An 11,016-nucleotide genomic window follows, 5' to 3' on the forward strand; every position below is an offset into this window, starting at 1 on the left:
GTGCGGCGACACGCTGAATCCGGGCGGGGTCGCGCTGCTGCGCACTGTGGGTCTCGCCGGGCCGGTCGAGCGCCACGGCCTGGCGCTCGACGGCATGCTCGTCACCGGGACGTCCGGCATTTCGATTCGCGGCACCTACGGCGACGGCCTCGTGGGGCGTGCCTGGAGCCGGCACCATCTCGATCTGCACCTGGTGGAGGCCGCCGCGCAGGCCGGCGTGGACGTCCGCACCGGCGTGCGCGCCCAGGCACCTGCCGTCGATCGGGACGGCCGCGTGACGGGCGTCCGCGTGCGCCAGGCGTCCGGGGCGACCGAGGTGGTCTCGGCGCGCTGGACGATTGCCGCCGACGGGCGTCGATCGACGCTGGCGCTCGCGCTCGGCCTCATCGCCCATCCGGCCCGGCCGCGCCGCTGGGCGATCGGCACCTACGCGGAAGGGGTGGAGGGGCTCGGGCGGTTCGGCGAGATGCACGTGCGCGCCGGGCACTACATCGGCGTCGCGCCCGGCGAGGCAGGCCTCGCCAACGTGTGCCTCGTGACGGCGAGCCGCGACCAGATGGGCGACCCTGCGGCGCGGCTCTGGCGCGCCCTGCGTGACGACCCGCTGCTTCGCGGACGCGTCGCACGCGCCCGACAGGTGGCGCCGGTGATCACGCTCGGTCCGCTGGCCGTGGACGCCCACGCGGTCGGCGTTCCCGGGCTCCTGCTGGCTGGCGACGCCGCGGGCTTCGTCGATCCCATGACGGGCGACGGCTTGCACATCGCCTTGCGTGGTGGCGGCCTGGCGGCAGCCGCGCTGCTCGACACGTCGCTCCGCGAGGACGCTGACCTCCTCACGCGACTGCGCCTCGATCGCCGGGCGGCCTTCGGGGCCAAGCTGCGCTTCAACCGCGCCCTGCGCTCCCTCGTCAGCTGGCCGATGGGCGTCCGACTCGGCGCCGTCGGGGCGGCGGTGGCGCCCTCGCTTCTGCGGCACCTGATTGCCACCGCGGGCGACGTCACGCACTCGACGCCCGGAGCGTCGGCCGCATGACCGAGCCGGGATCGCTGCAACCCCTGCTCGCGTTGCTCGTCGTGTTCGGGACCATGGGGCTCGAGGCGCTGCGGTCGGCGGCCAACGAGCGCCGCCTCCTCGACCAGGGCGCGCGCGTCGTGCCCGATGCCAGCTACCCCTGGATGCAGGTCGCCTATCCGGCAGGCTTCCTCGGCGTGTGTCTCGAAGGCTGGTGGCGGGGGGCACCGTGGGACACGGTCGGGGCGCTCGGGGTGGCCATCTTCCTGCTCGGCAAGGCCATCAAGTACGCCGCCATCCTCACCCTCGGCGTGCGCTGGAGCTTTCGCGTGCTCGTGCTGCCGGGCGCGCCGCTGGTCACGCGGGGGATCTACCGACTCATCCGCCATCCCAACTACGTCGGCGTCGCTGGCGAGGTGATCGGCATCGCCCTGTGGATGCGGGCCCCGAACACCGGTACCCTGTTCGGCGTGATGTTCGGCCTGATCCTCCTCTGGCGCATTCGTATCGAAGAACGTGCGCTCGGCCTCGCGCCTCGCGCATGACGGATTCGCTGCTCCCGTTGCCACCGGTGGCTCGACCGGCCTGGGTCCGCGTCCTCGACGTCGCCATCACGATCAGCCTCGTCCTGCTGATCGCGGCGGTCGTCACCGGCGGGCTGCGCGTGCGCTTCGACGATGTGCGCGTGACGGCCGAGTCGCCCTGGCGTCTCGGCCTCGTGGCCGGCGCGTTGCTCGCGGCCCGGACGTTCGCCTGGCGCCGCCAGTCGTGGTGGGAGGTGGCGGCCGCCCGGATCCGCGCCATCGTCACCGACCGCGGACTGCGGCGGGCCCTGCCCTGGGTCCTGACTGCGCGGCTGGTGGTCCTGTACGCCTCCTACGTCGGCGTCATCGTCATCGGCTATCCGGAGGGCGGTCCGCCATTCCGCACGTCGGCCAACGAGTTCCACAACCTGCTGGGACGGTGGGACGCGGGGTGGTACGTCACCATTGCCGAGAGCGGCTACAACTACTGGGGGAACCAGAACACGCAGACCAACGTGGCGTTCTTCCCGGCGTATCCGTTCGCCGTTCGGACCACGGCGGCGTTGCTCGGGGCGCGGTGGGGGTCACCCGACGATCCGGCCGACTCGTTCCAGGCGTTCACCGAGCGCCGGCATGTCCGCCTGCTGCAGTCCGGATGGCTGGTGTCGGTGGTCGCCTTCACATGGGCGCTGGTCTATCTGTTCCGCCTGGCTCGCGATCTGACGGACTCGGAGGAGGCGGCGACGGCCGCGGTGGCCCTGGCGGCCACGTATCCGTTCGCGTTCTTCTACGGCGCCGTCTACACCGAAGGGCTGTTCCTGCTCTGTGCGACAGCCGCGGCGTACCACTTCCAGCGCCGGCAGTGGGCCTGGGCCGCCGTGGCCGGACTGATCGCCGGACTGACGCGCCCCAACGGGTGTCTGTTGAGTGTGCCGCTCGGTATCCTGGCGCTCGACGCGTGGCGCCGCGACGACTATCGCTGGCAGACCCTGGCTGCGGCGCTGCCCACGGCGGCGTGCGCGGGCCTCGGCATGCTGGCCTTCACCGCGTGGCTGCACCTGCAGACGGGCGAGTGGTTCCTCTGGATGAAGGCCCACGGGGCCTGGGGCCGCCAGTTCAGCGGGGTGCACGTCCTGGCGCACCAGCGCTGGCGGGAGCTGCAGGGCCTCGGGCTGTACGGCTACACCGTCGTCAACGCCATCGAGATCCTGAACATGGCGGCCACCTTCCTCGTGCTCGGGGTGTGCTGGCCCGTCGGTCGGCGCATGGGCTGGGCGTGGAGTGCCTTCCTGCTCGTCACGGTGCTGCCGCCCTTGTTCATGGGCGGGTTCCTGTCGATGGGGCGGGTCACCTCGACCCTGTTTCCGGTGTTCATCTACCTCGGCTGGCGGGTCCGCGCCACGGCGCTGCCGCAGGTGCTGGTCGCGGCATTCGGACTCCAGGTCGCCCTGGCCGTCATGCACTTCACATGGCGCCAGGTGTTCTGAACGTCATGGCGCCATCCGAACGCCCGCCAGCCACGTCCAACTGACCATGCCTTCCGCGCGCATGGCCCCATCGCCGGTCCCAGGATCGGGTCAGGACGTGTGCATATAATGCGAGCACAGGCGAAGATGTCGCGGTGGCGCGCCACGGGCGCATCCTCAGCCCGCCACGCGATACGGCCCCTGGGCCGTATCGGAGTCCTCCTTGCAGGGGTGTGCCTGTACGGGCCGGCGCTGCTGGCCCAGACCCCCACCTTCACGGTGCCGCGCATCATTCCGCCGGTCGGGACGATGGTCCAGGCTGCGCCGCCGGAGCCTCCTCCCGAGGTCACGCCCCCCTGGCAGGCCCCCCTCGTCGCCGGCAAGTTCGACGAGGCGCTCGCGCGGGCCGCGGACGCGCCGTGGGCTCGGGCGTACATCGAAGGTCGCGCCTCCGAACGCGTGGGGCGCTACGACGACGCCGAGCGAGCGTACCGGCAGGCGCTCGCCGACCAGCCGACGGGGGAGCCCGCCGTGGCGCTCGCCGAGTTGCTGACGCGACTGGGGCGCGCCGACGAGGCGTCCGTGCTGTGGCAGGCCATCGTGCGCGCGGGACAGGCGCAGCGGACCGGCGGCGCGATGAGCCGTGCCGCCCGTGCGGCGCAGGCGCTCGGACAGGTGCGGCTGTCGAACTCGTACTTCCAGACCGCCGCCAATCTCTCGCCCGACGATCCGGAGGTGCACACCCGCTGGGGCGACCTGTTCCTCGAGAAGTACAACCAGGCCGAGGCCCGGTCGTCGTACGAGACGGCGTTGAAGGCCGACGCGCAGTACGTGCCGGCCATGATCGGCCTGGCGCGGTCCCTGGCCGATACCAACGCGACGGCGGCCGAGGCGGCGGCGCGGCAGGCCCTGGCGATCGATCCGGATCAGCCGGATGCGTGGGTGCTGCTGGCCTCCGAGGCCATGGATGCCAGCCGACGCCCGGATGCCCGCGCGGCCCTCGAGAAGCTGCTGACCGTCAACCCGCGCCATGTCGAGGCGCTGGCGCTGTCGGCAGCGCTGGCCCAGATCGAGGATCGGACGGCCGACGTGACGCGGTTCACGCAGCAGGCCCTGGCGATCAACCCGCGCAACGCCGACGTCCCGCGCGTCATCGGCGAGCGTGTCGCCCGCATGTACCGGTTCGACGAGGCCGTGCGATTCCTGCGCGAGGCCGTGACGCTCGATCCGGAGAACAGCCGTGCCCAGGCGTCGCTCGGCCTGCACCTGCTGCGGACCGGTGACGAGACCGAGGCGCGCAAGGCCCTCGATGCGGCCTTCTCGAAGGATTCCTTCGACACGGTCACCTACAACCTGCTCAGCCTGATGGACACGCTCGACAAGTTCGTGACCGTCGAGGCGAAGAACCTGACGATCCGGATGCACGAGCAGGAGGTGGCGGTGCTGCAGCCGTACCTCGTGCCGCTGGCAGAGGAGGCCCTGGCTGCGCTCTCGGCGCGCTACCAGTTCACGCCGCAGGGGCCGATCCTCGTCGAGGTGTTTCCCCGGCACGACGACTTCGCCGTGCGCACCATGGGGCTGCCGGGCATGATGGGCGCCCTCGGCGCCTGCTTCGGGCGCGTCGTCACGATGGACTCGCCAAAGGCGAGACCGCCAGGGACGTTCAACTGGGCCGCGGTGTTGTGGCACGAACTGGCGCATGTGATCACGCTGCAGATGTCGGGCAACCGTCTGCCGCGGTGGCTCAGCGAGGGCATCTCGACGTTCGAGGAGACGCGGGCGCGCGCGGGCTGGGGCCGCGAGTCGGAGTTGCTGTTCGCGCAGGCGCATGCCGCGGGCCGTCTGCTGCCGCTGGCCGACCTCAACAGCGGCTTCGCCAAGGTCGAGACCATCAACCTCGCCTATCAGCAGGCCGCCGTGCTGGTGGCCTACCTCGTGGAGACGCACGGCGAGGAGAAGCTCCGCGCCTTCATCCGCAGCTTCGGTGAAGGCCTGGACGACGAGTCGGCGCTGACGCGCGCGTACGGCCTGACGTGGGCCACCCTGCAGCCGGCGTTCGACGCCCACGTCAAGCAGACGTACGACGCGACCATTCCCGCGTTGACCGAGGTGGACGTGGCCCCGCCGGGGCGGACGGCGACCGCTGCCGAGTGGCGCGCCCACGCCGACGCGCACGCCGGCAACTTCCGCATCCAGATGGTGTCGGCCACGCCGCTGATCCGGCTCGGCGAACTCGACGCCGCGCGCGCGGTGCTCGAACGGGCGGCAGCGCTCGTGCCCTTCGCGACCGGCGAGGCGAGCCCCTGGCGGCTGCTGGTCACCGTCGCCCTGCGGCAGGAGCGACCAGACGACGCGCGCCGGTTCATGGAGAAGGTCCTCGAGAACGACCACACCGCGGCGCAGCCGCTGCGGCAGCTCGTCGCCCAGGCGCGCGGTGCCGACGATGCGGCGGTGCGGCAGCGGGCGGCCGAGCGTCTCATCGAGATCGATCCGTTCGATGCCGCGGCCCACACCGCGCTCGGCGACCTGGCGCTGGCCCGACAGGACATCCCCGTCGCGCTGCGCGAGTTGCAGGCGGCCGTCGATGCGGGGCCGCCCAATCCCGCCGAGGCGCTCACCTCGCTGGCCGAGGCCACGATGAAGACCGGGCAGCGCGACCAGGCGAAGCGGCACTTGATCAAGGCGCTCGAGACGACGCCGCGGCACGAGCGCGCGCAGGACCTCCTGCTGGCGATCATCGACGGCCGCACGCCCGAGGGACAGCCGCGATGAGCGAGCAGACACAGCGAGCGCGGTGGCGCGTGGTGATGGTGGCCGGCCTGGTGGCCCTCGGCTTGCTGGCCACGGCGGGCCTGCCGCTGTTGTGGGCGCAACTCGCAGAGGACACGGATCCGCGCTTTGCCGGACTGCGTTGGCAGTTCACGCGCATCCGCTACGACGCGCACAATGCCGCCTCCTTCCGCGCCCGGTACTGGAGCGACTCCTGGGCCATCGATGGCCCGGCCGCGGAGCAGAACCTGTCGCGCCGGCTGCGGTCGGTGACGGCCATCGACGTGGGCGAGCCGACCGTGGTGCGGATCGAGGACCCTGAGCTCTTCAATCACCCGTGGGTCTACTTCGTCGAGCCCGGCACGCTCCGCCTGAAGGACGCCGAGGTGCCGATTCTGCGCGAGTTCCTGCTGCGCGGCGGCACGGCGGTCATGGACGACTTCCACGGCGATCTCGAGCTGGAGAACGTCGCCACGGAGATGAAGCGGGTGTTCCCCGAGCGGTCGATCATCTCGCTGCCGCCGACGCATCCGATTTTTTCGTGCTTCTACCAGATCGACGGCTATCCGCAGGTGCCCGGGCTGGGGTCGTTCTTCGCCGGCCGCACGTGGGAGAAGGGCGGCATCACGGCGGAGCTCAAGGCCATCGAGGACGACAACGGCCGCGCCATGGTGCTGATGAACTGGAACACGGACATGGGCGACGGGTGGGAGTGGTCCAACGCCGAACAGTATCCGGGGTACATACAACACACGGCGCAGGCGTACCGCATGATGATCAACGAGGTCATCTACACGCTGACCCACTGACCGACTTCGGGTAAAGCCGGCTCTCCGACTCGTCCGCCGAAGCGGGCGAAGGCGGAGCCGGCCGTCAGCGACCCCAGTCGGGTGGAGACGGCCCGCTCGGAGAGCGGCCCTACCCATCGAGACACGCGCAGGCCGAGATACGGAGATCGAGTGAACGACATCGCGCAGCAGCAGCCGCAGCCCCTCAGTGCCGAGGAGGGGCGGGCCCTGGTGGCCCGGGTAGCCGACAGCCGGAACCGTGTCCTGACGGAACTGCGCAAGGTCGTGGTCGGCCAGGAGGCCTCCGTCGATCTCGTGCTCGCCGCGCTGTTCTCCGGCGGCCACTGCCTGCTGACCGGCGTGCCCGGCCTGGCCAAGACCCTGCTGGTCCGGACGCTGGCCCAGATCCTGGACCTCGGGTTCCGTCGCATCCAGTTCACCCCCGACCTGATGCCCTCCGACATCACGGGCACCGAGGTGCTCGACGAGACCGATGGCATCCGCGCACTGCGGTTCGTCCGCGGCCCGGTCTTCACGCAGCTGCTGCTGGCCGACGAAATCAACCGCACGCCGCCCAAGACCCAGGCCGCCCTGCTCGAAGCGATGCAGGAGGGGCACGTCACCGCGGCCGGGCGCAGCTACGAACTCGAGCCGCCCTTCTTCGTGCTCGCCACGCAGAACCCGATCGAACTCGAGGGCACCTACCCCCTGCCCGAGGCGCAGCTCGATCGCTTCCTGTTCAACATCGTCATGACCTATCTCCCGGAAGACGATGAGGTGAAGGTGGTGACACAGACCACGGGCGTCCGGCGCGGCACGCCGGAGCGCGTGCTGTCGCGGGAGGACATCCTGCAGATTCAGCAACTGGTGCGGCACGTGGTGGTGGCCGAGGACGTCGCTCGGTATGCCGTGCGCCTGTCGGCCGCGACGCGGCCTACCCAGCCGGATGTCCCCGACTTCGTCAAGAAGTACGTCAAGTGGGGCGCCGGCCTGCGGGCCTCGCAGGCGCTGGTGCTCGGCGCCAAGGCGCGTGCCCTCACCCTCGGGCGCGCCTTCGTCACGCCCGACGACATCCGTACGCTCGCGGCCCCGGTGTTCCGGCACCGTGTGCTGATCAACTTCCAGGCCGAATCGGAAGGCCTCACCACCGACGACATCGTGGTGAAGCTGCTCGATCGCATCGCGCCACCGACCAGCGGGCTGGCCTGACGTGCACGCCGCCGCGCCGGGCCCGTCGCGGTTCCTGTCGCCAGAGATCGTGGCGGGCCTCGGTACGCTCGAGCTCAAGGCGCGGACCATCGTCGAAGGCCTGTTGCTCGGGCTGCATCGCAGCCCGTTCCGGGGTTCGAGCGTCGAGTTCGCCGAGTATCGCCAGTACATGCCCGGCGACGACCCGAGCACGGTCGACTGGAAGGTCTACGCCCGCAGCGATCGCCACTACGTCAAGAAGTTCGAGCACGACACCAACGTCCAGGTGCAGCTGCTGGTCGACACCAGTGCATCGATGGGATACCGCAGCGGCACGGGCATGACCAAGCTGCAGTACGCGCAGTGCCTGACCGCGGCGCTGGCCTACCTGCTGACCGGCCAGCGTGATGCCGTCGGCCTGGCGCTGTACGACGATCGCCTGCGCGACTACGTGCCGTCGGCCGTCAAGGCCGGCCAGCTGACGCGGCTGCTCATTGCCCTCGATCACGCGCGTCCGGGGGCGACGTCCGACACCGCCGCCGCGCTCAAGCAGGTCACCGACCGCCTGCGCCGCCGCGGCCTCATCGTCGTCTGCTCCGACTTGCTCGACGACCAGCCGCGGGTCATCGAAGGCCTCCAGTTGCTGCGGGCGCGCGGCATGGAAGTGGTCGTCTTCCATATCCTCGACGAGGCGGAGCTGACGTTTCCCTTCGAGGCCGCCGGCACGTTCCGCGACGTCGAAACGGGTGAGGAAGTCCTGACGCATGGGGCGTCGGCCCGCGAGGCCTACCTCGAGGCCGTCGGCGCCTGGCGCGAGACGTACGTCACGGCCCTGCGCGGGGCCGGCATCGACTACCAGCTCGCCCGGACGAGCGCGCCGCTCGACTTGTCGCTGCTGGGGTGGCTGGGCGCGCGCGGAAGGACGCTGTAGGCATGGGCTTCCTGGCGCCCGCGTTCCTCGTCGGTCTGGCGGCCGTCGCCGTGCCCATCCTGCTGCACCTGTTCCGGCGCGAAGTGGCGCCGCCGGTGGCCTTCACCGCGGTCCGCTTCCTGCAGAAGCGGACCATCGAGCAGCAGGAGCGCCGTCGCATCCAGGACCCCTGGCTGCTCCTCTTGCGTGTGGCCGCCCTGGCGCTGCTGGCGCTCGCCTTCGCCCGTCCCTACCTGCAGGCCGACGCCACGTCGCGGCCGCCGGTCGTCCTCGCGGTCGACGTGTCCTACAGCATGGGCGCGCCCGGCCGACTCGACGCCGCGCGCACGGCCGCGACCGCGGCGCTCGACGAGGTCGGCGGCGACGTCCCCGTCGGGCTCATCAGCTTTGCCGACCGCGCCATGGTCGTCGCAGAGCCGACCACGGATCACGGCGCGATTCGCGCGCAACTGACGGCGCTGACGGCCGGTCACGGCGCGACGCGCTATGCCGGCCCGCTCGAAGCCGCACGCAGCCTGCTCGAGGGGCGCGAGGGGCGCATCGTGCTGGTCACCGACCTGCAGTCCCGGGGGTGGGCCCGCGGCACGACCAGCCTGCCCGACAATGTCCGCCTCGACGTGGTGGGCGTGGGGGCGCGCGTCGACAACGTGCTCGTGCGCGACCTCCTGGTGACGCGCGATCAGGCGCGTGCGGTCGTGAGCAATGCCGGACAGGTGCCCGCGACGGTGACCGTGCAGTTCGGCCGCCCAGACGCCGCGATGACGACGCAGTCGGTGTCGCTCGATGGGGGCGTGAGTCGCGAGCTGGTGTTTCCGGGGCCGCACGCCGGTGGTCCGTATGTGGCGCGCGTGGCCCACGTCGGCGGCTTCCCGGCCGACGACGAACGCTACGCCTTGCTGCGTGATCAGGCGGCGACCACCGTGCGTGTGCTCATCGGCGACGAGGTCGAGCGATCGCTGGCCCTCTTCGTCGAGCGGGCCTTCGGTGCCCTCGGCACGGAGCCGACCACGTCCTACGCCGTGACGGTCGGGACCGGCGCGGACGCGTTGACGGCCGAGGCCCTCCGGCAGGCCGACCTGGTGTTCTGGTTGTCGGCCACCGGGATCGATCGGCGGGTCGTGGCGACGCTGGAGCCGTTCGTGCGGGATGGGGGCCGCCTCGTGGTGGCCTGTGGACCGGCACTCGACCCGCGCGTGGCCGACGTCGTCACCCGGCCGCTCGGCATCACGCTGGCTGGTGGCGATCCCGGGGCGGCGGCGCCCGGGGGGCTGGTGGCGCAGGACCCGCGGCATCCGTTGCTCGCGGCGCTGGGCGAAGCCCGTCTCGATCTCGCCCGCACGACGGTGGCGCAGGCCTGCGACATGGGCGTCGCGCCGGGAGCGACGACGATCAGCCGGTTTGGCGATGGCCGTCCGGCCCTGGCGGAAGTGCGCGTGGGCACCGGGCACCTCGTCGTGCTGGCGACCGACCTGGGTCGGCAGTGGAACAACCTGCCGGTACAGGCGGCCTTCGTGCCGCTGGTCGGTGAACTGGCGCGGCACATGCTCGGCGACGGCGCCGGGGCGCGGGTGGCGCTGGCGAATGTCGAGGACGCCCGGTACCAGCGACCAGGCGTGTGGCCGGTGGGCCCGCGCGGCCAGCTCGCGGCCGTCAACGTGGACCCGTCCGAGTCGGACCAGGCGGTGGTGTCGGTCGACGAGTTCCAGCAGGCGCTGGCCAGGCCGCCAGCCGATGAAGCCCGGGTCGCGCGCATCGAAGCGGTGCGGCTCGAGCAGGATCAGGGGTGGTGGCGCTACGGCATGGCGCTGCTCGGGCTGACGCTCGTGGCGGAGAGCCTGATTGCGCGGCGCCGACGTGCCGCGGAGGTGGTGTCGTGAGTCCTGTGCTCGATCCGGTCCGGCAGTCGCTCGATGATCTCTCGCGCGCCTGGTGGCGCGTGCGCTGGACGCGTGTGCTGGCGCGCACGGCGGCCGGCGTGGCCGGGGTCCTGCTGGCGTGGGCGCTCATCGATCGCCTGCGTCCGCTGGGCCGCTGGCCGTTGCTGATCTCGGGCGCCGCGGTCGCGGTGGTCGTGGCGGCCGCCGCCTGGTGGGTGCAGCGACGCGCCGGGGCGCACCCGCCGATCGATCGGATGGCGCGGCTCGTGGAAGAGCAGTGCCCCGAACTCGAGGCGACGTTGCGCAGCGCGCTCGATCCGGCCGTCGAGCGCAGCCCCCTCGGCGCGATCGTCCAGGCGGACGCGGCCGAGGCGCTGGCCCGGCTCGACGAGGCGCGCATCGTGGATCCCGACGATCGGCGTCGCGCATGGTTGTGGGCGGGAGGCGCCCTGGCGGCGGTG

The 11,016-nt window shown here is 71.7% G+C and carries 9 protein-coding genes; all 9 read left to right on the plus strand.

Going from position 1 to position 11,016, the window contains the following annotated elements; genetic code table 11:
- The coding region (locus Q0C41_RS26180; protein ID WP_291989010.1) for an FAD-dependent monooxygenase at window positions 1-1,033 on the plus strand (1,033 nt) is incomplete at its 5' end.
- Window positions 1,030-1,557 (plus strand): isoprenylcysteine carboxylmethyltransferase family protein, encoded by a 528-nt coding sequence (locus tag Q0C41_RS26185; RefSeq protein WP_291989011.1) that lies wholly within the window; start codon window positions 1,030-1,032, stop codon window positions 1,555-1,557. The genes Q0C41_RS26180 and Q0C41_RS26185, both read left to right, overlap by 4 nt.
- Window positions 1,554-3,023, plus strand: a complete 1,470-nt coding sequence (locus Q0C41_RS26190; protein WP_291989013.1) for a mannosyltransferase family protein — start codon at window positions 1,554-1,556, stop codon at window positions 3,021-3,023. The genes Q0C41_RS26185 and Q0C41_RS26190 overlap by 4 nt, the downstream gene beginning before the upstream one ends.
- A 210-nt stretch (window positions 3,024-3,233) precedes the next feature.
- Window positions 3,234-5,774, plus strand: a complete 2,541-nt coding sequence (locus Q0C41_RS26195) for a tetratricopeptide repeat protein (RefSeq protein ID WP_291989015.1) — start codon at window positions 3,234-3,236, stop codon at window positions 5,772-5,774.
- Complete coding sequence (locus Q0C41_RS26200) at window positions 5,771-6,580, plus strand: DUF4159 domain-containing protein (RefSeq protein WP_291989017.1); 810 nt, start codon at window positions 5,771-5,773, stop codon at window positions 6,578-6,580. Before Q0C41_RS26195 ends, Q0C41_RS26200 begins: the two co-directional genes overlap by 4 nt.
- Before the next feature lie 159 nt (window positions 6,581-6,739).
- The gene (locus tag Q0C41_RS26205; protein ID WP_367079309.1) at window positions 6,740-7,768 is read left to right on the plus strand and encodes a MoxR family ATPase; all 1,029 of its coding nucleotides are present in this window, start codon (window positions 6,740-6,742) and stop codon (window positions 7,766-7,768) included.
- Window position 7,769: 1 nt separating this feature from the next.
- Window positions 7,770-8,678: a DUF58 domain-containing protein gene (locus Q0C41_RS26210; RefSeq protein WP_291989021.1), complete on the plus strand. Its 909-nt coding sequence runs from the start codon at window positions 7,770-7,772 to the stop codon at window positions 8,676-8,678.
- A 2-nt stretch (window positions 8,679-8,680) separates the two neighbouring features.
- Window positions 8,681-10,555, plus strand: a complete 1,875-nt coding sequence (locus tag Q0C41_RS26215) for a BatA domain-containing protein (protein ID WP_291989023.1) — start codon at window positions 8,681-8,683, stop codon at window positions 10,553-10,555.
- Window positions 10,552-11,016 (plus strand): hypothetical protein (locus Q0C41_RS26220; protein ID WP_291989025.1); only part of this gene is annotated, 465 nt, incomplete at its 3' end. The genes Q0C41_RS26215 and Q0C41_RS26220, both read left to right, overlap by 4 nt.

Source organism: Luteitalea sp., assembly GCF_022842525.1.
Lineage (GTDB): Bacteria > Acidobacteriota > Vicinamibacteria > Vicinamibacterales > Vicinamibacteraceae > Luteitalea.

What these genes read in the sequence shown, in the direction of transcription:
- Q0C41_RS26185 (WP_291989011.1), top strand. Translation starts at nt 1,030, where the DNA reads ATGACCGAGCCGGGATCGCTGCAACCCCTGCTCGCGTTGCTCGTCGTG.
- Q0C41_RS26190 (WP_291989013.1), top strand. Translation starts at nt 1,554, where the DNA reads ATGACGGATTCGCTGCTCCCGTTGCCACCGGTGGCTCGACCGGCCTGG.
- Q0C41_RS26200 (WP_291989017.1), top strand. Translation starts at nt 5,771, where the DNA reads ATGAGCGAGCAGACACAGCGAGCGCGGTGGCGCGTGGTGATGGTGGCC.
- Q0C41_RS26215 (WP_291989023.1), top strand. Translation starts at nt 8,681, where the DNA reads ATGGGCTTCCTGGCGCCCGCGTTCCTCGTCGGTCTGGCGGCCGTCGCC.